This window comes from Streptomyces sp. JL2001 (assembly GCF_050917515.1).
Classification (GTDB): domain Bacteria; phylum Actinomycetota; class Actinomycetes; order Streptomycetales; family Streptomycetaceae; genus Streptomyces.
This window is the reverse complement of the sequence record NZ_CP169421.1, coordinates 1,671,385-1,697,916: the sequence shown is the minus strand read 5'-3', so window position 1 is coordinate 1,697,916 and position 26,532 is coordinate 1,671,385. Positions and strand designations below refer to the sequence as shown.

The window sequence follows — 26,532 nt, the reverse complement described above, 5'->3', positions numbered from 1 at the left end:
TCTCGGCCCATGCGATCACTCCCGTACGACATAGAGTTCCGCGCCCGCGCACGCCGCACCCAGGGCTGGGGGCTCGGCCTGCTCGCGCTCGCCGGCCTGCTGTGGATCTGGCTCGCCGTGCTGCTGTTCGCGCCGTACGAGGCGGGCGAGTACCGCACCAAGGAGTGCCTGTCCCGCTGGAGTTCGGAGAACCTGCACCGCGACGGCAGCGCCTGTGTCGAAGAGCGCGACTGGCCCGAACTGCTCGCCGTGCTCGGCGCGTCCGTGCCCCTCGCCGTCGTCGGTTCCGTCCTCTACACCAGCGGCTCGGTCTCCCACCGCATGGCCGAGCACCTCGCGGAGGTCACCCGCCTCAACGAGGCGTCCGCCTGAACGGGCGGCCTTGGAGGATCACGCCGGGCCCCCGCCCGCGGTCGACGACAGCAGGAAGTCGGCGAAGTGCTCGGTCAGCGGCTCGCCCGTCAGCGGTTCCAGGAACAGGAACTGCCCCTGGGGGTTCACCTCCAGCCACACCGGCTCGTCGTCCGGTGTCAGCTTCAGGTCCACGATCCCCATCGGCAGCCCCAGGCGCCGCAGCACCTCGGCAACCCGGGCGCGGAGCTCGGCGGGTACGGGCCACGGACGGATCGGCACCTCCAGGTCGGGGCGCCAGTCCAGGTCCTCCGTCTCGATGAGGGCCGCGTACATCCGCTCGCCGAAGGAGTTGAGGCGGATGTGCCGGCAGCCTTCGATGTACTCCTGGTACACGGCGGGGCAGACCTCGAACGAGGGGGCCGGGATCGATCCGGGATCGTCCAGCATCCGGGTCCACAGGGACGGCCCCCGGGCGCCGACCACGGGCTTGACGATCGTCCGGCCCGTCTCGCGCACGAAGTCGACCACCTCCGCGCGCGACTGCGAGATCAGGGTCCGCGGCACGCGGAACCCGCAGTCCCGGGCCACCGCCAACTGGAAGACCTTGTCGGCGGCCCGGTCGGTGGCGTCCGCCGGTGAGATCCAGCTGCCGCGGAAGGACGCGGCGAGGATGCCGCCGAGCGCGCCGCGGCAGTCGTTGTCGACGAGACTGCGCTCGTGCGCGCTGCCCGCCCCCGCCGACACGGCCTGATCGGCCCGGGGGCGCCGCCACCACAGGACGTCCGCCTCCTCCACGGCCACCTCGACACCCTCGGAGGTCAGGACGGTGGCCGGCCGGCCCGAACCGGGCGGCCCGTCCCGGTGCGAGCGCCAGGACAGCGTCCGCCGTCCTCCGATGGCGTCGCTCTCCACGATGTGCAGCTCCCGCCCGCGACCGCGCACGGCGTGCTGGACGGCGAGGGCGTGGAGGTCCTCGCGGACGGAGACGGTCAGGATCACGCGACGCCGCAGTCGTCGCTGTGGCTCGCCTCGCCGTACGAGCATCCGGTCTCGGCGGCCACGCCCGCGAGATTGTCGGCGACGATCTCCAGGCCGGTGGTCTGACGGACCGCCTGCTCCCAGGCGCGCAGCTGTTCGGGTGTCTTCAGGACCACGTAGCGGTCGGGCTGCGAGTGGAAGACCACCGGGGGTGCCATCTTCACGACGTCCTCGTCGTAGCCGTCCAGCGAGTCACCGAGCTTGAAGTCAGGCATGACGCCCACCTCGGATCGGTAGGGGATTCTTCGCTCGTCTTCCACGATTCCACTCCGGGCGGCCCGGTGCATGTCGGACCGGCGCGGCCCTTCGGCGGGTACGTGGCCGACAGGCGGGCGCGCGCGGCCGGCTGACGAGGCGTCGGGCCGGCCGCCGCGGCGGTTCGGCAGGGGGCGCGCGGGGGCGCACTTCTTCAGTCGCCGGCGCACGAATGAGCGACCCTCACCCGCGCACGCGCCCCGTGGCCGGCCACGCCTCCGCACGGCCGCCGTCCGGCGCCGGGTGCGGCCTTCACCCCAGGGCGACCACCGCCCGGTGCGTGGCCGCCGGCGTTCCCGGGGTGACGCGGAGCCGGAGCGCTGAACCCGTGCCGAGCACCTGGACCGACGGATCGGCCGACGTCACCGAGGACACCGGACGGTTCCAGGTGAGGTCGATGGTCGCGCCGTCACGCAGCGGACCGGAGACACCGACCGTGGCCGTGCCACCAGAGTCGCGGATCAGGACCGAGGCGGGAGCGGAGGCCGTGACGTCGCCCACCGTGCCGGCCGGCCAGAGGTTGATCCCGGTGCAGGTCAGGTGCCGGGCTGCGGCCGGACGGTGAGGATCTGTTCGGCGTGGCCCACCGGGCCGCTGATGTCGTGCAGGACGCTGCTGGTCAGCCCCTGTCCGGACGGGCCGAAGGTGACCGTGGTGTCGAGCCCGGTCCACGGGCCCCTGGGCTGACGGTGCAGATGGATCGTCAGGTCCAGGTTCGGGAACATCCACGTCGTGGGGTCCTGCTGCACGGCGATGCCGTTGGCGGTGTCCACCAGCGCGACGTACGAGGCGAGCGGGCTCGCGGTCTCGCCGGCGACCAGGTCCACGGGCGACGAGATCCAGGCGGCCGTACGGCCCCGGCGCGTCGGGGGCGTGCGCCGGACGTCGATGGAGGAGACGTAGCCGCCGTCCCACGCGCTGTTCATCGCCCACGACGGAAGGGACTCCGGATCGGGCAGGGCCTCGTGCGGGCTGTCGGCCACGGCCGAGGTGTCCTGGGACGCCAGGAGCCAGGCGCGGGCGCGGACCACCGGGCGGTCGTCGATGCGTACGACGGCCTCGAGGAGCTCGATGGTCCGCCCCGGCCGCACCGTCTCCACCGTGATCTCGCATTCGGCCAGGGCGATCCGGCCCAGGATGTCGTAGCTGATCCGGGCCAGGAGCAGCCCCTGGTCGGGCCGGCCGTCGAGGTGACGGTCGATCGCGTGGACGACGAGGCCCGCGAGCGGGCTGAAGTGCTGTTCCCCGGCGCTCCAGGCGCCCCCCGCGTGGGAGGTCGGCTTGTAGCGGTGCTCGTCCGTGCGTACGTAGTAGCTCTCACGGGCGCCGGTGTGTGGGGTCACGGGGTGGATCTCCTCGGGTGGAACGGGTGCCGCGGCACGGGCACGCCCTGCGGGACCCGAGCCCGTGATCACGATCCTAGAAGGCCCGCACGGACGGCCGCCGTGATCCCCGGCACACCCGCCCGGGGCCGGCGGACGGGACGCCCGGGGCCACCGGTCATGGCCTCACGCCCTCACCCGGTCCGAGATGATCATGATCACCACGCCCAGCACCGCGATCACCAGGTGCGCGTACAGCTCGCGGCCCTCCAGGAAGGGCACGCCCTCCGTCAGGAACCGGGTGAAGCCCAGCAGCCGGAACCAGCCGTCCGTCAGCTCGCGGACCACCCCGCACACGCCGACCACCATGGTCAGGAAGCCGAAGCCCTCCAGGAATCTCTTCATGGCCCGAGCATGATCCCCGCGCCGGGGCGCCCGCGTCGGCCGACGGGACCCGCCGCCACGACCAAAGTCTCCCGCCCGGCGACTTTGGTCGCGACTCCCGCCTCCTGACCGCCCCCGAACCTCCCACCTGCGTACTTTGGTCGGTATGACACGTACGGACCGCCGCGCCCGGCCGCTCCCCTCGGCGACGGCCGACACCCCGGCCGACAGCCCGCCGGGGCGCCGGCCGCGCCGCACCGTACGCGACTGGGGCGTCGACACCCTGCTCTTCCTCCTGGCGGCGTTCTTCGGCCTGATCGCCGCCGAGACCACCGAACAGCTCAACAGCGAGGCCGTCGCCTTCGCGGACCAGCTCGTCGGCGCAGCCGCCTGCTGCGCCCTCTGGCTGCGGCGCCGCTGGCCGGTCGGCGTCGCTGTCGTCCTCACCGTGGTCAGCACGTTCGCGCCCGTCGCGGGCGGCGCCGCCCTCGCCGCGCTCTTCGGCGTGGCCGTCCACCGCCCCTTCCGGCAGACCGCGGCCCTCGGCGCCCTGGCCGCGGTCTCCTCCACCGTCCAGGTCTTCCTGCGCCCGGACCCTTCCCTCCACCCCCTGGCCGCCGTCGTGATCGGCGTCGTGGTCACCCTGCTGGTCGTCGCCTGGGGCATGCTCGTACGCTCCCGCCGCCAGCTCGTCGAGGCGCTGCGCGAACGCGCCCGGCGGGCCGAGGCCGAGGCCGAACTGCGCGCCGCGCAGGCGCAGCGGCTGGCACGCGAGGCGATCGCCCGCGAGATGCACGACGTCCTCGCCCACCGGCTCACGCTGCTCAGCGTGCACGCCGGAGCCCTGGAGTTCCGCCCCGACGCCCCGCCCGCCCAGATCGCCCGCGCCGCCGGCGTCATCCGGGACAGCGCCCACGAGGCGCTCCAGGACCTGCGCGAGATCATCGGCGTCCTGCGCGCGCCCGGCGACGAGACGGGCGGCGAGCGGCCCCAGCCCACCCTCGCCACCCTCGACTCCCTGGTCGCCGAGTCGCGCGAGGCCGGGATGAAGGTCGTCCTCGACACCACCCTCGACGACCCGGCCGGTGTTCCCGCCGCCACCGGCCGCACCGTCTACCGCATCGCCCAGGAGGGACTGACCAACGCCCGCAAACACGCCCCCGGCACCGAGGTCACCCTCACCGTGCGCGGGCGCCCCGGCGACGGGCTGACCGTCGAGATCCGCAACCCGGCCCCCACCGGACCCGTCCCGCACGTCCCCGGCTCGGGCCAGGGCCTCATCGGCCTCACCGAACGCGCCACCCTCGCCGGTGGCCGGATGCACCACGGCCCCACCCCCGACGGCGGATTCGCCCTGCACGCCTGGCTACCGTGGCCCTCATGACCATCCGGCTGCTCATCGTCGACGACGACCCCCTGGTCCGCGCGGGACTCACCCTCATGCTCGGCGGCGCCGAGGACATCGAGATCGTCGGCGAGGGGGCCGACGGCCACGAGGTCCCCGAACTCGTCGCCCGGCTCGGCCCCGACGTGATCCTGATGGACATCCGGATGCCGCGGGTCGACGGCCTCACCGCCACCGAACGGCTCCGCGCCCTCCCCGGCGCGCCCGAGATCGTCGTCCTCACCACCTTCCACGCCGACGAGCAGGTGCTGCGCGCCCTGCGCGCGGGCGCGGCCGGCTTCGTCCTCAAGGACACGCCGCCCGCGCAGATCGTCGCCTCCGTCCGCCGGGTTGCCGCCGGCGAACCCGTCCTCTCCCCGGCCGTCACCCGCCAGTTGATGACCCATGTCGCCGGTCACCAGGAGCAGCCCCGGCGGGCCGCCGCCGCCGCCCGGCTCGCCGCCCTCGCCGAGCGGGAGCGGGAGGTGGCCGTCGCCGTCGGACACGGCCGCTCCAACGCCGAGATCGCGGCCACCCTGTACATGGGCGTCCCGACGGTCAAGACGCACGTCTCCCGCATTCTGGCCAAACTCGGCCTCAACAACCGTGTCCAGATCGCCCTCCTGGTCCACGACGCGGGCCTGCTGGAGGACGAGGGCAGTCCGTAGGGTGCGGACATGACCGTCATCGATCTGGGCGAGCTGGGGCCGGACTTCACCGCGAACCCCTATCCGTACTACGCCGAGCTCCGGGAGGCCGGACCCGTCCACGCGGTGCGCACCGCGTACGGGATGGACGCCTGGCTGGTGGTCGGGCACGAGGAGGCCCGTGCCGCCCTGACCGACCCGCGCCTGTCCAAGTCGGCGTCCGTCGTCGACCTCGTCCCCCTGGAGGAGGAGGCCGTCGGCCTCCATCTGCTCGCCGTGGACCCGCCCGACCACACCCGGCTGCGCAAGCTCGCGGCGGGGGCGTTCACCGGCCGCCGGGTGGAGAACCTGCGGCCGCGCGTCCAGCGGCTCGCCGACGAGCTGGTCGACGCGATGCTGCCGGCCGGCGGGGCCGACCTGGTCGACTCCTTCGCCTTCCCGCTTCCCATCATCGTCATCTGCGAACTCCTGGGCGTGCCCGCCGAGGACCGCGACACCTTCCGCCGCTGGTCGAACGAGCTGGTGACGCCGAGCGGGGAGATCTCGGAGCAGGAGGCCGTCGAAGGCTTCGCCGCCTACCTCGACGAGCTCATCGAGGACCGGCGGGCCTCGCGCCCCGCCGACGACCTGCTCTCCGCGCTGCTCGCGCACAGCGCCGAGGACGGCGACCGGCTGTCCCGGAGCGAACTGCGCGCCTTCGTCTATCTGCTGCTCATCGCGGGTCACGAGACCACGGTCAACCTGATCACCAACACCGTGCGGGCGCTGCTCACGCATCCCGACCAACTCGCCGCCCTACGGGCCGACTTCGGACTGATCGACGGGGCGGTGGAGGAGGGCCTGCGGTACGAGGGCCCGGTGGAGAACGCCACCCTGCGCTTCAGCCGGGAGCCGGTCGCCTTCGGTGACGTCGTCGTCCCGGCGCGCAGTGCCGTGCTCGTCTGCCTCGCGTCGGGCGACCGCGACCCGGACCGCTTCCCCGACCCCGACCGCTTCGACATCCGCCGCGACCCGCGGGGCCACCTCGCCTTCGGGCACGGCATCCACTTCTGCCTGGGCGCCCCGCTCGCCCGTCTGGAGGCCAGGATCGCGATCCGGACGCTCCTGGAACGCCTCCCGGGGCTGGAACTCGATCCCGGGGCGGGCCCGTTGGAGTGGCTTCCCGGCGGACTCATGCACGGGGTGCGGCATCTGCCCGTGCGATGGTGAGGGCATGACGGAACTCGACACCGCCCTCGCCCGCAAGGTCCTGGAGGCGCAGCCGTTCAGCCGGCTCCTCGGGGCCCGGATCACCGCCTTCGGCGAGGGCGGGGCCACCCTGGAGCTCGACCTGCGCGAGGACCTGCTCCAGCAGAACGGCTTCGCGCACGGCGGCGTGCTCTCGTACGCCGCCGACAACGCGCTGACCTTCGCCGCCGGGACGGCGCTGGGGGCGGCGGTGCTGACCGCCGGCTTCTCCATCCAGTACGTTCGCCCCGCCCTCGGCGTCACGCTGGTCGCCCGCGCGGCGGTGGTCCACGCCGGGCGGCGGCAGGCGGTCGTGCGGTGCGACCTGCTGACCGTGGACGCGGCGGGGGAGGAGACCCTCTGCGCGGTGGCCCAGGGGACGGTGCTCGCGGCCGGCGGCTGAGCCCGGCGCCGGTCCCGTGCCCGTCACGGGCGGGGTCGCGCCGCGCCGCCCGCGCGCGGCCGGTGTGCCGCCCGAGCCCACCCGCCGCCTCGCCTCCGGCCTCAGTCGCCGGCTGCCTCAGTCGCCGGCCGAGGGGATCTCGGCCAGGGCCACCGGGCGGCGCTCGCGGCGCGAGCGTTCGCACGCCTCGGCGACGCGCAGCGCCTCCAGCGCCTCGCGGCCGTCGCACGGATTCGCCCGCTCGCCCCGTACCAGCCGTACGAAGGCGTCGAGTTCGGCCTCGTACGCGGGGGCGAAGCGCTCGAGGAAACCGGGCCACGGCTTGCCGGGGGAGGGCGGGCCCAGCGGTTCGACCGAGGTGAGCGGGGTGCGGTCGTCCCAGCCGACGGCGATCTGGTCCCGCTCCCCGGCCAGCTCCATCCGTACGTCGTAGCCCGCGCCGTTGCAGCGGGTCGCCGTCGCCGTCGCGAGCGTGCCGTCGTCGAGCGTGAGCAGCGCCGCGGCCGTGTCGACGTCGCCGACCTCGCGGAACATCGCGGGCCCGGCGTCCGATCCGCTCGCGTACACCTCGACGACCTCGCGGCCGGTGACCCAGCGCAGTATGTCGAAGTCGTGCACCAGACAGTCCCGGAACAGGCCGCCGGAGAGCGGCAGATACCCGGCCGGCGGGGGCGCCGGGTCCGACGATGCGGTCCGGACGGTGTGCAGCCGGCCGAGCCCGCCCGCGGCCACGGCCTCGCGCGCGGCCCGGTAGCCGGCGTCGAAGCGGCGCATGAACCCCAGTTGCAGTTCGGTGCCGGCGGACTCGACGGCCCGCAGCGCGGCCAGGGTGCCGGGCACGTCGAGCGCGATCGGCTTCTCGCAGAAGGCGGGGAGCCCGGCCCCGGCGGCGCGGCCGATGAGCTCGGCGTGGGCGGCGGTGGCGGAGGCGATGACCACGGCGTCGAGGGCGTGGCCGAGGAGGGCGTCGACGGTGGGGGCGGCCTCGGCGCCGAGCGCCCCGGCGACCCGGGCGGCCCGGGTGGCGTCGGCGTCCGCCAGGACCAGCGACTCGACCTCCGGATGGCGGGCGAGCACACCCGCGTGGAAGGCCCCGATACGTCCCGTTCCGATCAGTCCGATGCGCATGGCCCCAAGGTGGTGCCGAGGGGGCATCCTGTCAAGGATTTGTCAGGACAACCGGACTTCACCCCTTCCTGTCGTACGCCCCTGCGGCTACGCTCCCCTCCGTGTCCAAGCCGCCGTCCGCCGTTCTGCCGCCGCTCTCCGTGGACCGCACCAGCCCGGTCCCCCTCTACTTCCAGCTCGCCCGGCAGCTGGAAGCGGCGATCGGCGACGGGGCGCTCACGCCCGGGAGCCTCCTCGGCAACGAGATCGACCTCGCCACCCGCCTCGGCCTGTCCCGGCCCACCGTCCGCCAGGCCATCCAGTCGCTCGTCGACAAGGGGCTCCTGGTGCGCCGCCGGGGCGTCGGCACCCAGGTCGTGCACCGCCACGTGCGGCGCCCGCTGGAACTGAGCAGTCTCTACGACGACCTGCAGGCGGCGGGCGGACTGCCCGCCACCGTCGTCCTGGCCAACCGCCTCGAACCGGCCGACGCCCGGGTCGCCGCCGCCCTCGGCGTGCCGGAGGGCAGCGACGTCCACTGCCTGGAGCGGCTGCGGACCACGCACGGCGAACCGGTGGCCCGGCTGCGCAACCACCTGCCCGTCGGCCTGCTCGACCTGGACACGGCACCCCTGGAGGACACCGGCCTCTACCGCCTGCTGCGGGGCGCCGGGGTCACCCTGCACAGCGCCGGCCAGACGGTCGGCGCCCGCGCCGCCTCGGCCGCCGAGGCCGACCTGCTCGCCGAACGGGAGGGGGCCCCGCTCCTGACGATGGAACGCACCACCTTCGACGACACCGGACGCGCCGTCGAGTTCGGCTCGCACCTGTACCGGGCGTCGCGGTACTCCTTCGACTTCCAGCTGCTGGTGCGCCCCTGACCTGAGGATTCCCTGACCCGCTGACGATCCGCGCGACCCCCATGACCGATACTGCAATGCACGCAGAAGGACACAAAGGAGGGCACGGCCTCGTGACCAGGGTTCGGACAGGAGGGGTACGCGCGGCGGTCGGCGCCGTGCTCGCGATGGCGCTCACCGCCACGCTGGCGGGGTGCAGCAGCACCGGCGGCAAGCGGGCGGAGGACGCCCGCAAGGCGGCCGCCGCCCAGGGCAGGGCCGCCGTGAACACCCCGCGGTGGACCTTCGCCATGGTGACCCACTCGGGGGACGGCGACACCTTCTGGGACATCGTCCAGAACGGCGCCAAGCAGGCTGCCGTCAAGGACAACATCAACTTCCTCTACGCCCACAGCGACGAGGCCCAGCAGCAGGCGCAGCTCGTCGACTCCTACATCGCCAAGGGCGTCGACGGTCTGATCGTCACCCTCGCCAAGCCCGACGCGATGAAGACCGCCGTCGAGAAGGCCGTGAAGGCCGGCATCCCGGTGATCACCGTCAACTCCGGCGCCGACCGCTCGAAGGCGTACGGGGCGCTCACCCACATCGGCCAGGACGAGACCGTGGCGGGCGAGGCCGTCGGCGAGGAGCTCGACAAGCGGGGCCGCAAGAAGGCCCTGTGCGTGCTCCACGAGCAGGGCAACGTCGGCCACGAGCAGCGCTGCGCCGGGGCGAAGAAGACCTTCGGCGGCGAGCTGCAGAACCTGTACGTCGACGGCACCAACATGCCCGACGTCCAGGCGTCCATCCTCGCCAAGCTCCAGGCCGACCCGTCCGTCGACGCGGTCGTCACCCTCGGCGCGCCCTTCGCGGACGCCGCCGTCCAGGCGAAGAAGACCGCCGGCAGCAAGGCCGAGGTCGACACCTTCGACCTCAACGCCAAGGTCGCCGGGGCGCTCGGCGCCGGCACCCTCGGCTTCGCCGTCGACCAGCAGCCCTACCTCCAGGGCTACGAGGCCGTCGACCTGCTCTGGCTGTACAAGTACAACGCCGACGTCCTCGGCGGCGGACAGCCGGTCCTCACCGGACCGCAGATCATCACCAAGGACCAGGCCGCCGCGCTCGCGGAGTACACCGAGCGGGGCACCCGATGAGCGCCGCCGCCCCACCGGAGATCGACCACGTCGACGAGCGGCTGCTGCGCACCTCCCGGACGGCGAAGCTGCTGGCCCGCCCCGAGCTGGGCTCGGTCGTCGGCGCGATCGCCGTCTTCCTCTTCTTCTCGGTCGTCGCCGACGGCTTCCTGCGCGCCTCAAGCCTCGGCACCGTCTTCTACGCGGCCTCCACCATCGGCATCATGGCCGTGCCGGTCGCCCTGCTGATGATCGGCGGCGAGTTCGACCTGTCGGCCGGCGTCCTGGTGACGACCTCGGCGCTCGTCTCGGCGATGTTCAGCTACCAGATGACCGCGAACGTCTGGGTCGGCGTCGGTGTCTCCCTGCTGGTCACCCTGGCCGTGGGCGCCTTCAACGGCTTCATGCTGACGCGCACGAAACTGCCCAGCTTCATCATCACGCTCGGCACCTTCCTGATGCTGACCGGCCTCAACCTCGGCTTCACCAAGCTGATCAGCGGGACGGTCTCCACCAAGTCGATCGCCGACATGGAGGGCTTCCCCTCCGCCCGGAAGCTGTTCGCGTCCCAGTGGACCGTCGGTGGGGTCGAGCTCAAGGTCACCATCCTGTGGTGGCTCGCCCTGGTGGCCGTGGCCACCTGGATCCTGCTGCGCACCCGCTCCGGCAACTGGATCTTCGCGGTCGGCGGCGGCGCCGACGCGGCGAGGGCCGTCGGCGTCCCCGTCTTCCGCACGAAGATCGGCCTCTATCTGGGCGTGGCCTTCTGCGCCTGGGTCTCCGGCCAGCACCTGCTCTTCTCGTTCGACGTCGTCCAGTCCGGCGAGGGCGTCGGCAACGAGCTGATCTACATCATCGCGGCCGTGATCGGCGGCTGCCTGATCACCGGCGGCTACGGCTCCGCCATCGGCTCCGCGGTCGGCGCCTTCATCTTCGGCATGACCAGCAAGGGCATCGTCTACGCCGAGTGGAACCCGGACTGGTTCAAGTTCTTCCTGGGAGCGATGCTGCTCCTGGCGACGCTGCTGAACGCCTGGATCCGCAGGCGCGTGGAGGCCGTGAAATGACCACCGAGCCGATGACGACGCCGTCGACCCCGCTGGTGGAGCTGGACGACGTCAGCAAGTACTACGGCAACATCCGGGCCCTGGAAGGCGTCTCGCTGGAGGTGCACGCCGGCGAGATCACCTGCGTGCTCGGCGACAACGGCGCCGGCAAGTCGACCCTCATCAAGATCGTCGCCGGGCTGCACCGGCACGACGCCGGAACCTTCCGCATCGAGGGCGAGGAGGTCGCGCTCGCCAACCCGCGCGAGGCCCTCGACCGCGGCATCGCCACCGTCTACCAGGACCTCGCGGTCGTCCCGCTGATGCCCGTCTGGCGGAACTTCTTCCTCGGCTCCGAGCCGACCAAGGGCGTGGGCCCGTTCAAGCGGCTCGACGTCGAGCTGATGCGCGAGACCACCCGTGCCGAGCTGCTGCGCATGGGGATCGACCTGCGCGACGTCGACCAGCCGATCGGCACCCTCTCGGGCGGAGAGCGCCAGTGCGTGGCCATCGCCCGCGCCGTCCACTTCGGCGCCAAGGTCCTCGTGCTCGACGAGCCGACCGCCGCGCTCGGCGTGAAGCAGTCCGGGGTGGTGCTGAAGTACGTGGCTGCCGCACGTGACCAGGGTCTCGGCGTGGTGCTGATCACCCACAACCCGCACCACGCCTACCTCGTCGGCGACCGATTCGTCCTGCTCAAGCGGGGCGTCATGGCCGGCAGCCACACCAAGGGCTCGGTGACCCTCGACGAGCTGACCCGGCAGATGGCGGGCGGCAGCGAGCTGGACGACCTCCGCCACGAGCTGGAACGCCACTGAGGTCTGTGCCACGCCCCCCGGGGCCCGGCGCGGGCGCGGGAGGGGCGGCGCGGACGCCGTGACCCGCCCCCCGCCCCCGCACCTGGCAGAATCGAGGCGATGAGTACCTACCGCGACCTCACCCACCGCGGCTCCGCCCGGGCCACCGTGCTGCGGACCGTCGGCACGCGAGAGCGCCGCTCCCACCTCACCGCTCCCCGGGTGCCCACCGTCGGCATCGACATCGGCGGTACGAAGGTCATGGCCGGGGTCGTCGACGCGGACGGCACCATCCTGGAGAAGGTCCGCACCGAGACCCCCGACAAGTCCAAGAGCCCCAAGGTCGTCGAGGACACCATCGTCGAACTGGTGCTGGACCTGTCCGACCGCCACGACGTGCACGCCGTCGGCATCGGCGCGGCCGGCTGGGTCGACGCCGAGCGGGCCACCGTGCTCTTCGCCCCGCACCTGGCCTGGCGCAACGAACCGCTCCGCGACTCGCTGCAGTCCCGCCTCGCCGTCCCCGTGATGGTCGACAACGACGCCAACACCGCCGCCTGGGCGGAGTGGCGCTTCGGCGCGGGCCGCGGCGAGGACCACCTGGTCATGATCACGCTCGGCACCGGGATCGGCGGCGCGATCCTGGAGGACGGCCAGGTCAAGCGGGGCAAGTACGGAGTGGCCGGCGAGTTCGGGCACATGCAGGTGGTGCCCGGCGGCCACCGCTGCCCCTGCGGCAACCGCGGCTGCTGGGAGCAGTACAGCTCCGGCAACGCCCTCGTCCGCGAGGCACGCGAACTGGCCGCCGCCGACTCCCCGGTCGCCTACAACATCATCGACCGCGTCAAGGGCCAGATTCCGGAGATCACCGGCCCGCTCATCACCGAGCTGGCCCGCGAGGGCGACGCCATGTGCGTCGAGCTGTTCCAGGACATCGGCCAGTGGCTCGGAGTCGGCATCGCCAACCTCGCCGCCGCCCTCGACCCCTCCTGCTTCGTCATCGGCGGCGGTGTCAGTGCCGCCGACGACCTGCTGATCGGCCCCGCCAGGGACGCCTTCCGGCGTCACCTCACGGGCCGCGGCTACCGCCCCGAGGCCCGGATCACCAAGGCGCAGCTCGGCCCCGAGGCCGGTATGGTCGGCGCCGCCGACCTGGCCCGGCTCGTGGCCCGCCGCTTCCGCCGGGCGAACCGCCGCCGCCTCGAACGCTACGAACGGTACGAGCGCTACGCCCAGGCCCTGCGGGGCGGCGTCGAGGGCCGTACCTCCCGCACCACCCCCCAGGACCCGAATCCATGACCGTGCCCACCCAGTCCGTCTCGCCCGACCGACGCGACAAGCTCCCGGAGGACCGGCGCCACATGATCAAGCGCCGCTTCCTGACGGCGCTGACCATCGTGCTCCTCGTCGGCATCCCGGCCGGCTACCTGGTGATCTCCGCCGGGCAGAGCCGCGACAGCGGCCGCGACAAGGAACGCGAGTCCTCCGGCAGCGGCCTCCAGGACAACTGGCCGTCCCAGATGAAGCGCCGGATCTTCGAGGTGCCGATCCCCAGCCGGTCCACGGACGTCGCCTACTACGAGACCAGCAACTGGAAGACGAGCCGGCTCTACGTCCAGTTCACGACGAGCGCCGGCAAGCTCGACTCCTTCCTGGAGGACGTCGGCACCAGCCGCTCCCGGCTGGAGCCGGGCAAGGTCACCGTCAGCGAACGCGACGCCGACATCGTGGGCTGGGAGTTCCCGCCGGGCCGGGACTGGTCGGCCACCTCCATCGGCCGCGACAAGCCACGGCCCGGCCACGACATCACCGTCGACCTCACCGACCCGGCCGCGCCCCGGGTGTACGTGGTCTCCACGACCACCCCCTGAGGGGCGTACGGAGCGACGAAGCCCCGCCGGGATCCGGCGGGGCTTCCGCATGCCACGGCAGGCGGCCGGCGCCCGGCCGCCGCGCAGGTCACCCGGCGCCGTAGTCCTCGACGAGTTCGGCGATGGGCGCCAGCAGCGCCTCGGTCCGCAGGCGGTCCTCGCGCCGGCCCCGCAGGGCCTCGTCGACCGCCCGGAGCCGGGCCAGGGCGGCCGGCTCCCGTTTCCGGAGCGCCCGGCGCCCCGGTGTGGTGACCAGGTCCATGCACTCCGTGAGCAGCCGCCGGGTGGCCGGGGACGGCGGCGCGGGGTCGGGGGCGGCGAACCCGGAGGTCAGGTAGCGGACCGGGTCGGTCAGGCTCCAGCCGACGACCGTGCCGGCCTGGACGAGGAGGGCCACGTCGGGGGCGATCCCGATCCGCGCGGTCAGCGGCTCGTCGAGCACGTCGAGGTCGCGCAGGCAGGTGACGACGGTGTCGCCGGGGCCGCGGCAGAGCTCCGAGGTCACCTCCAGCCGGAAGTCCCGGGCCTCGTCCGCGCGGAGACCGCCCGGCCGGACGGGGGGTCCGGCCGGGACGCGCGCGGCGTCCTCGGCCGAGGCGATCTCGTCGGCCAGCTGGAACTCGGCGCCGGCCAGTTCCCGGCTCTCCGGGTCGAACCGCAGCTCGTCGGGGGTGTCCCACAGCCACGGCCGACTGCCGAAGGTGCCCAGCAGGAACCGCTCGCGCTCCGCCACGTCCGCGTACGCCGCGACGCGCACGCGGAAGTCCCGGAAGTCGAAGCGCGGCAGGAAGCGCAGCGGCTCGTCCGTGACGGTGGCCTGCCAGCTGTCGTCGAGGGTGAGTCTCACGGTGGGTGCCGCCTCACTTGATCTGCACTGCGGGAGCCATGTAGCCGTTCTTGGCGGGAATCCTGCCCTCCACCACGTCCAGGTGGGTAATCGGCCCACCGGGGTCGGTGGGCAGTCCGCCCAGGGCCGTCACCCCGGAGTCGCCCTTGAGGCCCGAGGGGCCGTAGGCGGTGATGACGTTGCCTCCGCCGGCTCCGCCTCCCTTCGTCACGACGATGTCGTCGCCCTGCCGGAAGATCAGGTTCCCGCTGCCGGCCGTCGAGTGGTAGACCGCGTCCGGCTTCTTGAGGATCTCCAGGACCCGCTCGTCGGAGAAGTTGTGCGAGGTGTCCGCGTGGTAGTTGCCGGCCTTCCGTATCCGGTCGCCCTGGGCCCTCTCGATCACCTCGTCCGCGGTGTCGAGGGCTTCCTGCCGGGCACGTGCGGCCTTCTCCTCCTTCGTGTACTTGGGCATGAGGCCCAGCGGGTCGCACCCGGAGTACGGGTTGTCCACGTAGGCGACGGGGTTCGGGGCCGGCGCGAGACCGAGGGGATCCGGGGAGGCGTACCGGCCGCTCTCCGGGTCGTAGTGCCGGAAGTGGTTGTAGTGGAGGCCGGTCTCGGGGTCGTCGTACTGGCCGGGGAAGCGCAGGGGGGTGTACGCGCTGCTCCCGCGGGCCCAGGCGGTGGCGCCCCACACGGTGGCCCGGGAACGCCACGCGATCCCGCCGGACTCGTCGATCAGCTCGGTGGGGGTGCCGACCAGGTCGGTGGCGATGGCGAAGAAGCGGCGGTCGACCTCCGCCTGGCCGTCGTCGGCCGTGAGGACGCGCTCGGTCTGGGCGAGGGGCACGAGGCCGCGGTGGTCCCAGGTGAGGGCGACCGAGTGGGGCCGGGCCGGCTCGTGGCTGGTCTGTTCGCACAGGGTCAGGCCGTCCCAGGTGAACCGGACCTCCTCGACCACGCTCTCGCCGTCGGGCGCCAGGCGCTGTTTGGCGGTGCGGCGGCCGAGGGGGTCGTAGCGGTACCTCCAGCGGGTGCCGTCGGGGGTGGTCACGGCGGTGAGGCGGTTCTCCGTGTCCCAGGTGTAGCGCCAGGTGTCCGCCTTGCGGGACAGCCGGGTCTTCTGCCGCAGGGTCACCCGGCCGAGCGCGTCGTACTCGAAGCGGACGCCGCCGGCACGGGTCAGCCTGGTGCCGGTGTAGGCGCGCGGCCCGGTGGCCTCGCCGCCGGAGTGGCCGGAGGGCCAGGAGGCGGAGGTCTGGTTGCCCGCGGCGTCGTAGGCGTACCGCTCCGTCCAGTCCCCGGCGCGGACGGCGGTGATCCGCCCCGCCGGGTCGAGGTCGAAGGTCCGGGTGCCCGACAGCCGGTCCGCGACGGAGAGCAGGTGGCCGTCGGAGCGGTAGGCGTAGGAGCGGCTGTTGACGGCCCGCGCGCCGGCGGTGACGTGCTGAGCGGAGAGCCGTCCGGCCTCGTCCCAGTCGGACGTCATGGTGAGGGTGCCGTCGAAGACGCGGGCCAGCTCGCGGCCGGCGGCGTCGTGGGCGAAGCCGACCCGCCGGCCGCCGGCGGTGACCTGGTCGAGCCGTCCGGCGGCGTCGTAGGCGTAGGAGGTGACGTGACCGGTGGGGGTGGTGCGGCGGGTGCGGCGGCCGAGGACGTCGTAGGCGTAGACGACGGGCCGTCCGTCCACCAGTTCCGTCTTCGTGTGGCCGCGCTGGTCGTACTGGTACCGCAGTTCGCCGTCCGGGCCGGCCGCCTCCAGCAGGCGCCCGGCCCGGTCGTAGGCGTACGTCGTCACCCGGCCGTCGACGTCCTTGCCGACCACCTGGCCGAGGGCGTCGCGCGCGAAGGCCACGGTGCCGCCGAGCGCGTCGACGCGGGCGGCGAGCCGGCCCGCCGCGTCCACCCGGTAGCTCAGGACGCGGCCGTCGAAGTCGCTCTCGGAGACGACGTTGCCGGCCGCGTCGTACGTGTAGTCCCAGGTCAGACCCTGCGGGTCGGTGACGCGGGTGAGACGCAGGGAGGCGTCGTGCTCGAACTCGTAGCGTGCGCCGTCGGGCCGGGTCCGGGCCACCGGCAGGTCGAAGTGGGTGTACTCGACACGGGAGACGCCGCCGGCCGCGTCGGTATGGGTGAGGACGTTGCCCTCGCCGTCGTGGGTCCACGTCTCCGTGGCGCCGTCGGGTCCCGTCCGGCGGGCGAGGTGCCCGTCGGCGCTCCACTCCAGGAGGGTGACCCCGCCCACCGGATCGGTGACGCGGACCGGGCGGCCCAGGGCGTCGCGTTCCGTGCGGGTGGTGCCGCCGGCCGGGTCGGTCACCTCGACGGGCAGCCCGGCCGCGTCGCACACCACCCGCGTCGTCGCGCCGAGGGCGTCGGTGACGGAGGTGAGCCGTCCGCCGTGGTCGTAGGTGTAGCGGGTGGTGGTGCCGGCCTCGTCGGTGACCGCCGTGCGGTTGCCCCGTTCGTCGTACGTGTGGAGCACCCGTGTCCCGTCCGCACCGACCACCTCCACCGGAAGGCCGAACAGGCCCCGCACGGTGCGCAGTTCACTGCCGTCGGGGCGGACGGCGGAGGTGAGCCGGCCCTCGTCGTCGTAGGCGAAGGACGTGGTGTGACCGAGCGGGTCGGTGCGGGTCAGGGCGTTGCCGCGCGGGTCGTAGGTGAAGGACGTGGTGTGGCCGAGCGGGTCGGTGACGGCCAGGAGCCGGCAGCCGGGGCCGAAGAGATGACGCGTCGCGTGCCCGTCGGCGGTGGTGAGCGTGGTGGTGTGGCGGCCCGTCTCGGGGTCCGGATCGGTGTAGGCCAGGGAGATGTGGACGTGCCCGGCCTCGCCGCCCTCCGCCACGACGCGGTCGCGGTCGTCGTAGACGTAGTCGTAGCGGCTCGCGTTGGAGTCGATCCAGGCGATGACGCGGCGGCGGTCGTCGTAGACGAAGGTGGTGGTGGCGCCCGACGGCTTGGTGACCGTCGTCAGGTCGCCGTCCCGGTAGCCGTAGCGCAGCAGCGGCAGGTCCCCGCCGCCCTCGCCGGCACCGGCCAGGGACAGGCCGGTGACCAGACCGTCGGCGTGGGAGAGCGTCACCTGGTGCCCGGCCGAGTGGGCCAGCGCCAGGGGCAGGCCGCCCTCGGCCCGGTCGACGGTGACGACGTGACCGTTGCGTTCGGTGACGGTGGACAGCCAGGCCGTGCCGTCACCCCCCGGCTCGCTCCCGGACGGGGCGGCGAAGCGGAAGTTCAGGCCGCCGTCGGCGGCGGTGACCGTGTAGTCGCCGTCGGCGTCCCGGGCCAGGAGCGTGCCGGACCGGCCCGGCCAGGGCCGGGTGGGCACGCCCGGCACCGGGTGCGGGTAGGTGACCAGGAGCCCGTCGGCGGTGACGTGGACGACGCCGATCGCGTCGATCTCCAGACGCTCGTCGACGGTGGACGACCAGGCGGGCCCGAGGAAGCGGCCGGTCGCGCTGCCGGACTCGGTGCGGCGGCTGAAGACCAGCGGCAGGATGCCGGGGATCTCCAGGTCCGTCTGGGGCAGGTACATCCGGCCGGAGGCGAGGTCCACCGGGTCGCCGCCGGCGGTGCGGTCGCCGTCGGGGGTGTGGTGCGTCCCGTCCGGGCTGTCGTCGACCAGCCGGCGCAGCCGGGCCGCGTCCGCGGCCTCCTCGGCGATGCGCACGCCCTTGACCGCGGCACCGCCACCGCCGGTCGCGGCGGTCAGCGCGAGGTCGGGGATCAGCCGGCCGAAGCCCTCGGCCGGGTCCTTCATGAAGTCCTTGATCATCGCCCCGCCGGTGCCGACGGGGTCGTTGACGGCGACCACGAGTCCCGCGGCCAGGCTGTTGAGGGACGTGGCGTACTCGGCGGGGTGCGTGATGTTGTACGGGTCCGTCGGGTTCACGCTGCGGACGAAGTTGAGCAGCCCCGCCGTGCCCTTGATGATGCCGCCGCCGACGTGGTCGCCCATGATCTGCAGTTCCTTGAGGCCGTCGCCCATCTGCTCGGCGTACGACGGCTTCGCCGGCGCCATGTCGCGGGCGGCACGGATCGCCGTGCGCGCGGTCTCCGCCGCCGAGTTCCGCTGCTTGCGGGCCTCGGCGAGGATGTCCTGGGCCTCCTTCATCAGCGCCTTGCCGGGATCCTCGAACGTCGCGCCGGGCTTGGGAGGCAGCGAGGCCGGGTCGCGCTTGTCGGCGGGCTGGGCGTTGTAGCGGTCGACGGCCCCGTTGTAGTCGTCGACCTTCTTGCGGTGGGCGTCGGCGGCGTTCTCGGAGGCCTTGACGCCCTCCTTCCACTTGTCGATCGCCGTCTGCGCCTGCCCCTGTGCCCAGGTGACGGTGTCGGCGAACGCCTCCAGGGCGCCGAGCGCCTTGGAGCTGGCGTCGGCGGCCTTGTACCACTTGGGCGGCTGGGTGCTCACCGCGGTGCGCAGCGCGTCGGCCGTCTCGCCCTTGAGCCGCCCGGAGTCCAGGCCCCTGAGACCGTCGCCGGTGTCGTCGAAGGCGGACTGGAAGGCGGTCAGCTTCGCCGCGACGGCGTTGATCCTGCTCGCGCTGCCGTAGATCAGCTTGGTCTTGTCCTCGGTCTGCCCGAGGTCCATCTCGTCGACCTCCGCGCCCAGGCGGTTGGCGACCGAGCGGGACTGCTCGCGGACCCAGTCGGCGCCGGACTCCCAGCCGACGTCCTCCAGCCGGTCGGCGGTCCAGTTCCCCGCGTCCTCGACCCGGTTGCCCACCCACTCGGCACCGTCCTCGACCGCGTCCTCGACCACGTCCGGTGTGATGTCACTGATGAAGTCGCCGATGCCCATGGTCAGTTCCCCCCGGACTCACCCTGCTGTTCCTGCTGCGCGCGTTCCTCCGGCGACGGGCCGAAGGTGTCGTCCAGCGCCTGGTTCCAGCGGTCGTCGGATATCCCGAGAGCCTCGTTGAGGATCTGCGACTGCCGGCCGCCCTGGCCCTCGGTGAGCACGGTGCGACCGGTGTCCTTCCAGGTCTGCTCCATGTCCTGCCCGGCCTTCTCGAACGACTCGGGGCTCCAGTCCGGGTCCAGGTAGTCCGGCGTGAAGATGTCCCCCCAGCCCTGCTTGGCGATCTCCTCCTCACTGGCGTGCGGGTTCCCGCCGAACAGCGAGTTGGCGCCGACCTTGAGGGTGCTCGCGATGTACTGGTCGTGCTCCCACATGGTGCCCGCCGCCAGGCCGAGGCGGTTCGCGATCTCGCTGGCGTCGCGCACGAGCGCGCGCACACCCCATTCCCAGCGTTCGCAGAAGTCCTCGAAGTCGACCGAGAGACCGTGGTGTCCGGCCTCCATCCCGGTCATGGCCAGCGACGAGAAGCCCTTGCCCAGCAACGAGCCGGTCGAGCCGCCGAGATCGCCGAGCTCGTCGATGGTCGCGCCCACGCCCTGCGTGAACCTGACCACGGACGCCTGGTCGAGTTGCAGGTCCTTCTCGTCACCGCTCATGCCCGTGTCCCCCTCCTGCCGCCCCCGCCGCACCGGCGTCGACGGCGACCGCGTCCGGAACGATCCCGACGACCGGCGGGAAGAACATCGCCCCGTCCTCGGTGGCGATGTCCACGGCGAGCCCGGCGGGCTCGCCCAGCGCGGGCACGATCTCGTCGACGATCCGCGCGCCCAGCAGCGCCGCGTAGTCCATGGGCCGGTCGCCCGGCCCGTGGTGCAGGGCGAACCGCGCCAGCGCGGCCTCGTCGGTGAACCCGCAGATCCACCGCACCCCGCCCGAACGCACCGACCACAGCCCCCCGTCGGCCACCGGTACCAGGAGCACCGACCGCCGCATCTCGCCGACCAGGGCGCGAGGGTCGTCGCCCCCTCTCCTCCGCTCGGCGATGCGCTCGGCGAGCGCCCCCCTCGGCTGCTGCACGGTTCCTCCCCCGTCGTAGGCGACTGATGGCACCGTAGGGCAGGACGCACCCGGGGGAGTGGGCGGTTCTCGTGAAGGTTCGCGAGGCGCCGTGCGCGGCTCCCACCCGGGCACGGGGCGGACCGCGCGATATGAGACGGTGCAGGGCGTGAGCCAGACATCACCGAACACCCTGCAATACCGCACCGACGGACCCGAAGACGCCCCGGTCCTGGTCCTGGGGCCCTCGCTGGGCACCACATGGCACATGTGGGACCGGCAGATCCCCGAGCTGACCCGTCAGTGGCGCGTCGTCCGCTTCGACCTGCCGGGACACGGCGGAGCCCCCGCCCACCCCTTCGCCTCCGTCGCCGAGCTCGGCGACCGGCTGCTCACCACGCTCGACGAACTGGGCGTCCAGCGCTTCGGCTACGCCGGCTGCTCGTTCGGCGGCGCCGTCGGCCTCGACCTGGCGCTCCGCGCCCCCCACCGGGTCGCCTCCCTGGCCCTGGTCGCCACCTCGCCCCGGTTCGGCAGCCCGGACGAGTTCCGGCAGCGCGGCGTGGTCGTCCGCGCCAACGGCCTCGAACCGATGGCCCGCACCGCACCCGAGCAGTGGTTCACCCCCGGCTTCGCCGCCGCCCAGCCCGCGATCGTCGAATGGGCCGTCCAGATGGTGCGGACGACCGACCCCGGGTGCTACATCTCCGCGTGCGAGGCGCTCGCCGTCTTCGACGTCCGCGAGGCCCTCGGACGCATCGGGATCCCCGCGCTGGTGCTCGTCGGCTCCGAGGACCAGGTCACCGGCCCCGCCGAGGCCCGCACCCTGGTCGCCGGGATAGCGGACGCCCGGCTCGCCGTCGTCCCCGGCGCCTCGCACCTCGCCCCCGTCGAGCAGCCGGCCGCCGTCACCGACCTGCTCACCGGCCACTTCGCCGGCACCGCGCACGACACCCAGAGCACGCCGGCCGCCCCGCCGATGCCTCCCGTCTCCGCCCCGGTCGTGCCCCGCGCCGAGATCGCCCCGGCCGAGATCCCGTCCGGGACGGCCGACGACTCGCGCCCCGACCCGTACGAGCGCGGCCTCAAGCTGCGCCGCGAGGTCCTGGGCGACGCCCATGTGGACCAGGCCCTGGGGGACGGCTTCGACGAGGACTTCCAGTCGCTGGTCACCCGCTACGCCTGGGGCGAGATCTGGAGCCGGGAGGCGCTGGACCGCCGGACCCGCAGCGCGGTGACCCTCACCGCCCTGATCGCGGGCGGCCACCTCGACGCCCTGGCCGACCACACCAGGGCCGCCCTGCGCAACGGACTGACCCCCGCCGAACTCAGGGAGATCGTGCTGCAGACCGCCGTGTACTGCGGGCTGCCCGCCGCCGACAGCGCGCTGCGCGTGGTGCGCCGGGTGATCCTGGAGGACACCACGCCGTAGGGGGTGTCCTGTCGATCTGGCCTGATCGACAGGACGTCCTCCGGGCGTAGGCTGGCCGGAGGGCCGTCCACGGACGGCCCCCGTGGTCCGTCCGCGTCGTCGTGAGGTCGAGTCCCGTGAAGCTGACCAAGATGTCCCACGCCTGCGTCCGGCTGGAGAAGGACGGGCGGACGCTCGTCATCGACCCGGGCGGCTTCAGCGAGCAGGACGCGGCCCTCGGCGCCGACGTGCTGCTCGTGACCCACGAGCACCCCGACCACTTCGACGAGGCGCGGCTGCGGGCCGCCCTGGACGCCGACCCGGCCGCGCAGATCTGGACGCTCCGGAGCGTCGCCGAGCGGCTCGCCGCCGCCTTCCCGGGCCGGGTGCACACGGTCGGCCACGGCGACACCTTCAGCGCGGCCGGCTTCGACGTCCAGGTGCACGGCGAGCTCCACGCGGTCATCCACCCGGACATCCCCCGGATCACGAACGTCGGCTACCTCGTGGACGGCGGCGTCTTCCACCCCGGCGACGCGCTGACCGTCCCCGATCAGCCGGTGGACACGCTGCTGCTGCCGGTGATGGCTCCGTGGAACAAGATCTCCGAGGTGATCGACTACGTCCGCGAGGTCCGGCCGCGCCGGGCCATCGACGTGCACGACGCCCTGCTCACCGACCTCGCCCGGCCGATCTACGACCGGCAGATCGGCGGGCTCGGCGGCACCGACCACGGCCGGCTGAGCCCGGGAGACTCCACCGAGCTGTGACGTCCGTACCGGCGACTGTCGGACCCCGCCGATAGGCTTCCCTCCATGCGTATCGCCACCTGGAACGTCAACTCCATCACCGCCCGGCTGCCCCGGCTCCTGGCCTGGCTGGAAAGCAGCGGCACCGACGTGCTGTGCATCCAGGAGACCAAGTGCACCGCCGAGCAGTTCCCCACCGACGAGCTGCGCGAGCTGGGGTACGAGTCCGTGGTCAACGCCACCGGCCGGTGGAACGGCGTCGCGCTGGTCTCCCGGGTGGGCCTCGCCGACGTGGTCACGGGCCTGCCGGGCGGCCCCGTGTACGACGGCGTGGAGGAGCCCCGCGCGATCTCCGCGACGTGCGGCCCGGTCCGCGTCTGGTCGGTCTACGTGCCCAACGGCCGCGAGGTCTCCCACGAGCACTACGCGTACAAGCTGCTGTGGCTGGAGGCGCTCAAGGCCGCCGTGGCCGACGACGCGGCGGGGGAGCGGCCCTTCGCCGTCCTCGGCGACTACAACATCGCCCCGGCCGACGAGGACGTCTGGGACCTCGCCGCCTTCGAGGGGCTCACCCACGTCACCGAGCCCGAGCGGGCCGCGCTCGCCGGACTGCGCGAGACCGGGCTCTCGGACGTGGTCCCGCGCCCCCTCAAGTACGACCACCCGTTCACGTACTGGGACTACCGCCAGCTCTGCTTCCCGAAGAACCGGGGCATGCGCATCGACCTGGTGTACGGCAACAAGCCGTTCGCCGACGCGGTCACGGACAGCTACGTCGACCGTGAGGAGCGCAAGGGCAAGGGCGCGTCCGACCACGCGCCGGTCGTCGTCGACCTGGACGTCTGAGGGCCGTCCCGGAGCCGTCCCGCCCGGATGGTCGGGCGGGGGTCGTCCCGCCCGGACGATCTCCGCGCGCCTGGTGGTGCGGTGGCCCGGGAAAATGCGACGCTGGTCCGATGAACATCCCATTCCTGGACAACTGGCGCAAGAGGCGCGTGATCGAATCGTCCGCGCCGCCGCTGGTCTCGGCCTTCGACCGGGACCCCGAAGGGGTGGCGGATCTGCTCGCCGAGTGCGAGCTGCTGCGTACGGTCGTCCAGGACTCGGGGATCGAGCTGGACGACACGCCGTCCTCCCTGGAGCGGATCGACCAGATCCCGCCGCGCTGGCGCGACGATCCCGAGGAGCTTCCCTGGCTGGGCAACGACGCGGGCCTCTATCTGGGCACGGTCATCGTGCGGACCGTGCCCGGTGCGACCTGGCAGGTGTGGCCGGGCGGCCAGCCGGTGGTCCGGCTGGCCTCCGGCCGGGAGATCAACGTCGTGGAGGCCGGGCTCGACTGGGCGGTCAGCGGCTCGCCGGAGCTCTCCCAGGTGTACGCGGAGGCCGCGGAGTTCTGAGCGTCTCCTCCACCCCTCTGCAGTAAATACGGCTTATGCCCGTCTTATGCGTGTCAGTCGATAAGTGCCCTTTCGTGGTGAATAGTTTGCGCTGACCGCGACATCGCCGAGAAGGGGGCAGGGCAGCGTATGGCCGTCGTCGATCCGTTGATCGAACTGCGTGGCGTCAAAAAGCACTTCGGCACCCTGCACGTCCTGCGGGACATCGAATTCACCGTCGGCCGCGGCGAGGCCGTCGTGGGCGTCGGACCGTCGAGGCCGCCCACCCGCTGGGCATGCGCAAGACGCAGGTCATGACCCATGTCCTGGTCCCACAGGGCGTACGCGCCGTGCCGCCGGACGTCATCGGTCGGCCGGTCGTCGACCTGAAGGACACCTCGCTCGGGTTCCTCGTCACCTACGAGGAGTTCCTGCACGCGGGCAAGCTCATCGCGTCGGATCTCGACTACGATCTGCCCTTCATCCCCGTGGTGCGGTGATCTCGCCGATCAACATCGGGATGTGCGTGCTGCTCTCCTGGGTGGCCAGGAGGGAGCGGCGCAGTCCGAGGACACGGGCCGGGGGCGTCGCCCCGGCCGAACCAGGGGCGCTGCTCCCGCCGCTCGGCCGGTAGCCGACGCGGGGCAGCTCGCAAGGAGCCATACCCGTCCGGCGACGGCCGGTGATCACTTCGCCCGCAGCGGGACCGACACGTACGACGGGTCGCCCGCGGGGGAGGAGAAGGTCAGCCGTGCGCCGGTCGGGTTGTGCTCGATGTAGAGGGGGTCGACGGTGTCCACGACCACGGCGAGACGGTGGCCGGCCGGCACGTCGTAGGCCGTGGCGAAGAGCTCCAGGTCGACGGTGAACGGCTTGCCGGGCGTCTGCCCGTGGAACGTGTACGGGGCATTGCTGACCAACTTGCCGAGGCCGAGCGGGCCCACGTCGTAGAGGTAGGCGACGAGGGTGCCGCTCTCCTTGGTCGAGGTGACCGTGGTGTGGAGCTTCGCGGTGCCCCGCACCCGCTGGGCGGTGTCGTACCGCTCCGACTGCCAGACACCGGCGAAGGCGCGGGGCAGCAGCGGGATGGAGGCCATCGGCGGGGCCTGGACGAGCTGGTCCAGGATGTTGGACAGGAACACGAGGCCGCCGTTGGCGCCCGAGTCGACGTTGGCCCAGATCCGCTGGGTACCGCCGAGGGCGATCTTCCGTTCGTCCGCGCCCACGGACTTCCAGTCGGGGTAGCTCTCGTAACCGCCGTCGGAGCGGGGCTTGAGCCGGACAGGCAGCTCGCGGTCGATGCCGTTGTCGACGCCCTTGAGGTAGTGGTCGAACCATCGATGGGCGCTGGTCCAGGTGTCGTTGGGCAGCCCGAGCAGACCGGTGGCCTCGGCGGTGGCGTGGTCGCCGGGGCGGAACTCCAGCCGCTTGGGGCCCTTCAGCTTCTCGTAGAAGGACGCGTACTGGTTCGGCGGGAAGATCGTGTCGCCCCAGGCGTTGCCGAGCATGATCGCGGCGCCGTTGGCATTGATCCGGTCCAGCTGGGTGACGGCGGAGCGGGTGCGCCCCCAGGCGATCATCTCGTCCTCCTTGTCCAGGTCGGACGAGAGGAAGTCGTGGAGCACCTGGCGGAGTTCGGGGCCGGGGCGGCCGGTGAGGTAGCCCGCGCCGCCGAGCACCGCGGCGGCCTGGAGGTGCTGGGTGCGTCCGCTGTAGATGGACTCGATGAGGTCGGCCCAGCCGCTGAGGGCCGCGACGGCCTTGATCCGGCTGTCGTGCGCCGAGGCGAGCAGACTGATGCCGGCGCCGTACGAGACTCCCGCCATGCCGACCTTGTCCGGGTCGGCGGGGGTGTGCGCGAGGGCCCAGTCGATGACCAGGGAGGCGTCGGCGACGTCCTTCGGGCCGGCCGTCTCGATCTCGCCGCCGGACTGCCAGAAGCCGCGGGAGTTGTAACTGACCACGACGTAGCCGGAGTCGGCGAGCTTCTGGGCCTGCGCGAGGTACTCGATCTGGGGCACGGCCCAGCTCGTGGGGAGCACGATCACCGGGAAACGGGAAGCGCCGTCGGCGCCGGCCGGGGTGACGACGTTGGCCTTGAGGACGGTGCCACCGTCGCCGGCGATGTCGACGAAGCGGACGGTGGTGCCGGTGGCGGCGGTCTCGGACGCGTGGGCGGCGGGGGCGAGTCCGAGGGTCGTTCCGGCCACGAGGGCGGCCGAGACGGCGAAGACCGGAGCTGTGCGCACGGGTCACTCCTCACTGGGGGGTTCACTGATGGGGGCAGTGAAAGTGACCCGACGGTAACCGCGCGGCCTTACCTGCGGTAACTGGTCGGTAAGTTACGTGCGGGTAACGATTGTTCGCAGGTCGGGCGGGACGGGGGCGCCCGCGCGCGCCGATGCCCCGGCCAGGGCGCTCCGCCTGCCTCGTGCGCCGTCGGGGGTGTATACGGCCGGCCCCCCGTGCGGACCCGCGGACGTCCGGCGACTCCCGG

At 72.9% G+C, this 26,532-nt stretch carries 26 protein-coding genes and 2 pseudogenes; 17 read left to right on the top strand and 11 right to left on the bottom strand.

Going from position 1 to position 26,532, the window contains the following annotated elements:
- Nucleotides 1-9: 9 nt before the first annotated feature.
- A complete protein-coding gene (locus tag ACE1OA_RS07365; RefSeq protein WP_356607360.1) occupies nt 10-372 on the top strand; it encodes a hypothetical protein in 363 nt (120 codons plus the stop codon).
- An 18-nt stretch (nt 373-390) separates the two neighbouring features.
- Here the strand turns inward: ACE1OA_RS07365 and ACE1OA_RS07360 are convergent, their stop codons facing one another.
- The 5 genes from ACE1OA_RS07360 to ACE1OA_RS07340 all read right to left on the bottom strand — a co-directional run bounded on the left by ACE1OA_RS07360 (nt 391) and on the right by ACE1OA_RS07340 (nt 3,374).
- Nucleotides 391-1,353 (bottom strand): ATP-grasp domain-containing protein, encoded by a 963-nt coding sequence (locus ACE1OA_RS07360; RefSeq protein ID WP_432752501.1) that lies wholly within the window; start codon nt 1,351-1,353, stop codon nt 391-393.
- Nucleotides 1,350-1,607, bottom strand: coding sequence for a hypothetical protein (locus ACE1OA_RS07355; RefSeq protein WP_147981725.1), 258 nt, complete (start codon nt 1,605-1,607; stop codon nt 1,350-1,352). Before ACE1OA_RS07355 ends, ACE1OA_RS07360 begins: the two co-directional genes overlap by 4 nt.
- Before the next feature lie 292 nt (nt 1,608-1,899).
- On the bottom strand, nt 1,900-2,148 hold the full coding sequence (locus tag ACE1OA_RS07350) for a polysaccharide lyase beta-sandwich domain-containing protein (protein ID WP_356607356.1): 249 nt from the start codon (nt 2,146-2,148) through the stop codon (nt 1,900-1,902).
- A 35-nt stretch (nt 2,149-2,183) separates the two neighbouring features.
- Nucleotides 2,184-2,990, bottom strand: coding sequence for a thioesterase family protein (locus ACE1OA_RS07345; protein WP_432752500.1), 807 nt, complete (start codon nt 2,988-2,990; stop codon nt 2,184-2,186).
- Between the two features lie 165 nt (nt 2,991-3,155).
- Nucleotides 3,156-3,374 carry a hypothetical protein gene (locus ACE1OA_RS07340; protein ID WP_356607352.1) on the bottom strand — a complete coding sequence of 73 codons (219 nt, stop codon included), beginning with the start codon at nt 3,372-3,374 and terminating at the stop codon, nt 3,156-3,158.
- A 145-nt stretch (nt 3,375-3,519) separates the two neighbouring features.
- Here ACE1OA_RS07340 and ACE1OA_RS07335 point away from each other — a divergent pair, with 145 nt between their 5' ends.
- The 4 genes from ACE1OA_RS07335 to ACE1OA_RS07320 are packed head-to-tail and all read left to right on the top strand — an operon-like array spanning nt 3,520 to nt 7,014.
- Nucleotides 3,520-4,737, top strand: a complete 1,218-nt coding sequence (locus ACE1OA_RS07335; protein WP_386540830.1) for a sensor histidine kinase — start codon at nt 3,520-3,522, stop codon at nt 4,735-4,737.
- Nucleotides 4,734-5,405, top strand: a complete 672-nt coding sequence (locus tag ACE1OA_RS07330; protein ID WP_432752499.1) for a response regulator transcription factor — start codon at nt 4,734-4,736, stop codon at nt 5,403-5,405. Before ACE1OA_RS07335 ends, ACE1OA_RS07330 begins: the two co-directional genes overlap by 4 nt.
- Before the next feature lie 9 nt (nt 5,406-5,414).
- Complete coding sequence (locus ACE1OA_RS07325; RefSeq protein ID WP_356607346.1) at nt 5,415-6,593, top strand: cytochrome P450 family protein; 1,179 nt, start codon at nt 5,415-5,417, stop codon at nt 6,591-6,593.
- A gap of 4 nt (nt 6,594-6,597) precedes the next feature.
- A complete protein-coding gene (locus ACE1OA_RS07320; RefSeq protein WP_386540834.1) occupies nt 6,598-7,014 on the top strand; it encodes a PaaI family thioesterase in 417 nt (138 codons plus the stop codon).
- A gap of 117 nt (nt 7,015-7,131) precedes the next feature.
- Here the strand turns inward: ACE1OA_RS07320 and ACE1OA_RS07315 are convergent, their stop codons facing one another.
- Entirely contained in the window at nt 7,132-8,142 is a 1,011-nt protein-coding gene (locus ACE1OA_RS07315) for a Gfo/Idh/MocA family protein (RefSeq protein WP_356607342.1), read from the bottom strand.
- A 140-nt stretch (nt 8,143-8,282) separates the two neighbouring features.
- Here ACE1OA_RS07315 and ACE1OA_RS07310 point away from each other — a divergent pair, with 140 nt between their 5' ends.
- The 6 genes from ACE1OA_RS07310 (at nt 8,283) to ACE1OA_RS07285 (ending at nt 13,807) form a co-directional block, all read left to right on the top strand.
- Nucleotides 8,283-9,002, top strand: a complete 720-nt coding sequence (locus ACE1OA_RS07310; protein ID WP_432754041.1) for a GntR family transcriptional regulator — start codon at nt 8,283-8,285, stop codon at nt 9,000-9,002.
- Nucleotides 9,003-9,148: 146 nt separating this feature from the next.
- Nucleotides 9,149-10,114, top strand: a complete 966-nt coding sequence (locus ACE1OA_RS07305) for a sugar ABC transporter substrate-binding protein (RefSeq protein ID WP_384873082.1) — start codon at nt 9,149-9,151, stop codon at nt 10,112-10,114.
- On the top strand, nt 10,111-11,160 hold the full coding sequence (locus tag ACE1OA_RS07300; protein ID WP_356607340.1) for an ABC transporter permease: 1,050 nt from the start codon (nt 10,111-10,113) through the stop codon (nt 11,158-11,160). The genes ACE1OA_RS07305 and ACE1OA_RS07300 overlap by 4 nt, the downstream gene beginning before the upstream one ends.
- An 11-nt stretch (nt 11,161-11,171) precedes the next feature.
- The gene (locus tag ACE1OA_RS07295) at nt 11,172-11,957 is read left to right on the top strand and encodes an ATP-binding cassette domain-containing protein (protein ID WP_356607464.1); all 786 of its coding nucleotides are present in this window, start codon (nt 11,172-11,174) and stop codon (nt 11,955-11,957) included.
- Nucleotides 11,958-12,056: 99 nt separating this feature from the next.
- Nucleotides 12,057-13,235 carry an ROK family glucokinase gene (locus ACE1OA_RS07290; protein WP_356607338.1) on the top strand — a complete coding sequence of 393 codons (1,179 nt, stop codon included), beginning with the start codon at nt 12,057-12,059 and terminating at the stop codon, nt 13,233-13,235.
- Nucleotides 13,232-13,807, top strand: coding sequence for a hypothetical protein (locus ACE1OA_RS07285; protein WP_356607336.1), 576 nt, complete (start codon nt 13,232-13,234; stop codon nt 13,805-13,807). Before ACE1OA_RS07290 ends, ACE1OA_RS07285 begins: the two co-directional genes overlap by 4 nt.
- Before the next feature lie 88 nt (nt 13,808-13,895).
- Here ACE1OA_RS07285 and ACE1OA_RS07280 read toward each other — a convergent pair whose 3' ends face one another.
- From ACE1OA_RS07280 to ACE1OA_RS07265, 4 genes are read right to left on the bottom strand one after another with little or no spacing between them, the layout of a single operon-like run.
- On the bottom strand, nt 13,896-14,654 hold the full coding sequence (locus ACE1OA_RS07280) for a hypothetical protein (protein ID WP_386540839.1): 759 nt from the start codon (nt 14,652-14,654) through the stop codon (nt 13,896-13,898).
- Between the two features lie 13 nt (nt 14,655-14,667).
- The gene (locus ACE1OA_RS07275) at nt 14,668-19,440 is read right to left on the bottom strand and encodes a putative T7SS-secreted protein (protein WP_432752498.1); all 4,773 of its coding nucleotides are present in this window, start codon (nt 19,438-19,440) and stop codon (nt 14,668-14,670) included.
- 2 nt (nt 19,441-19,442) lie between these two features.
- A complete protein-coding gene (locus tag ACE1OA_RS07270; RefSeq protein WP_356607330.1) occupies nt 19,443-20,096 on the bottom strand; it encodes a hypothetical protein in 654 nt (217 codons plus the stop codon).
- Nucleotides 20,086-20,517: an SseB family protein gene (locus tag ACE1OA_RS07265; protein WP_432752497.1), complete on the bottom strand. Its 432-nt coding sequence runs from the start codon at nt 20,515-20,517 to the stop codon at nt 20,086-20,088. The genes ACE1OA_RS07270 and ACE1OA_RS07265 overlap by 11 nt, the downstream gene beginning before the upstream one ends.
- A 148-nt stretch (nt 20,518-20,665) precedes the next feature.
- Between ACE1OA_RS07265 and ACE1OA_RS07260 the strand changes: the two genes are divergently transcribed.
- The 6 genes and pseudogenes from ACE1OA_RS07260 to ACE1OA_RS07235 form a co-directional block, all read left to right on the top strand.
- Nucleotides 20,666-21,928 carry an alpha/beta fold hydrolase gene (locus ACE1OA_RS07260; RefSeq protein ID WP_356607326.1) on the top strand — a complete coding sequence of 421 codons (1,263 nt, stop codon included), beginning with the start codon at nt 20,666-20,668 and terminating at the stop codon, nt 21,926-21,928.
- A 116-nt stretch (nt 21,929-22,044) separates the two neighbouring features.
- A complete protein-coding gene (locus ACE1OA_RS07255) occupies nt 22,045-22,677 on the top strand; it encodes an MBL fold metallo-hydrolase (RefSeq protein ID WP_384870636.1) in 633 nt (210 codons plus the stop codon).
- A gap of 45 nt (nt 22,678-22,722) precedes the next feature.
- Nucleotides 22,723-23,502, top strand: a complete 780-nt coding sequence (locus tag ACE1OA_RS07250; RefSeq protein ID WP_356775604.1) for an exodeoxyribonuclease III — start codon at nt 22,723-22,725, stop codon at nt 23,500-23,502.
- A gap of 110 nt (nt 23,503-23,612) precedes the next feature.
- Nucleotides 23,613-24,056 (top strand): DUF6278 family protein, encoded by a 444-nt coding sequence (locus tag ACE1OA_RS07245; protein ID WP_356607320.1) that lies wholly within the window; start codon nt 23,613-23,615, stop codon nt 24,054-24,056.
- Nucleotides 24,057-24,185: 129 nt separating this feature from the next.
- A pseudogene (locus ACE1OA_RS07240) lies at nt 24,186-24,311 on the top strand (amino acid ABC transporter ATP-binding protein); the annotation flags it as partial.
- Nucleotides 24,293-24,669 (top strand): annotated as a pseudogene (locus ACE1OA_RS07235) (amino acid ABC transporter permease); the annotation flags it as partial. The pseudogenes ACE1OA_RS07240 and ACE1OA_RS07235, both read left to right, overlap by 19 nt.
- Nucleotides 24,670-24,721: 52 nt before the next feature.
- On the opposite strand, the gene ACE1OA_RS07230 reads toward ACE1OA_RS07235, so the two are convergent.
- The gene (locus ACE1OA_RS07230; RefSeq protein ID WP_432752496.1) at nt 24,722-26,284 is read right to left on the bottom strand and encodes an alpha/beta fold hydrolase; all 1,563 of its coding nucleotides are present in this window, start codon (nt 26,282-26,284) and stop codon (nt 24,722-24,724) included.
- Between the last annotated feature and the right edge of the window lie 248 nt (nt 26,285-26,532).

Coding starts and splice junctions, on each gene's coding strand:
- ACE1OA_RS07365 (WP_356607360.1), top strand. CDS start 10: ATGCGATCACTCCCGTACGACATAGAGTTCCGCGCCCGCGCACGCCGC.
- ACE1OA_RS07355 (WP_147981725.1), bottom strand. CDS start 1,607: ATGCCTGACTTCAAGCTCGGTGACTCGCTGGACGGCTACGACGAGGAC.
- ACE1OA_RS07340 (WP_356607352.1), bottom strand. CDS start 3,374: ATGAAGAGATTCCTGGAGGGCTTCGGCTTCCTGACCATGGTGGTCGGC.
- ACE1OA_RS07335 (WP_386540830.1), top strand. CDS start 3,520: ATGACACGTACGGACCGCCGCGCCCGGCCGCTCCCCTCGGCGACGGCC.
- ACE1OA_RS07330 (WP_432752499.1), top strand. CDS start 4,734: ATGACCATCCGGCTGCTCATCGTCGACGACGACCCCCTGGTCCGCGCG.
- ACE1OA_RS07325 (WP_356607346.1), top strand. CDS start 5,415: ATGACCGTCATCGATCTGGGCGAGCTGGGGCCGGACTTCACCGCGAAC.
- ACE1OA_RS07320 (WP_386540834.1), top strand. CDS start 6,598: ATGACGGAACTCGACACCGCCCTCGCCCGCAAGGTCCTGGAGGCGCAG.
- ACE1OA_RS07315 (WP_356607342.1), bottom strand. CDS start 8,142: ATGCGCATCGGACTGATCGGAACGGGACGTATCGGGGCCTTCCACGCG.
- ACE1OA_RS07305 (WP_384873082.1), top strand. CDS start 9,149: ATGGCGCTCACCGCCACGCTGGCGGGGTGCAGCAGCACCGGCGGCAAG.
- ACE1OA_RS07300 (WP_356607340.1), top strand. CDS start 10,111: ATGAGCGCCGCCGCCCCACCGGAGATCGACCACGTCGACGAGCGGCTG.
- ACE1OA_RS07295 (WP_356607464.1), top strand. CDS start 11,172: ATGACGACGCCGTCGACCCCGCTGGTGGAGCTGGACGACGTCAGCAAG.
- ACE1OA_RS07290 (WP_356607338.1), top strand. CDS start 12,057: ATGAGTACCTACCGCGACCTCACCCACCGCGGCTCCGCCCGGGCCACC.
- ACE1OA_RS07285 (WP_356607336.1), top strand. CDS start 13,232: ATGACCGTGCCCACCCAGTCCGTCTCGCCCGACCGACGCGACAAGCTC.
- ACE1OA_RS07275 (WP_432752498.1), bottom strand. CDS start 19,440: ATGGGCATCGGCGACTTCATCAGTGACATCACACCGGACGTGGTCGAG.
- ACE1OA_RS07270 (WP_356607330.1), bottom strand. CDS start 20,096: ATGAGCGGTGACGAGAAGGACCTGCAACTCGACCAGGCGTCCGTGGTC.
- ACE1OA_RS07250 (WP_356775604.1), top strand. CDS start 22,723: ATGCGTATCGCCACCTGGAACGTCAACTCCATCACCGCCCGGCTGCCC.
- ACE1OA_RS07245 (WP_356607320.1), top strand. CDS start 23,613: ATGAACATCCCATTCCTGGACAACTGGCGCAAGAGGCGCGTGATCGAA.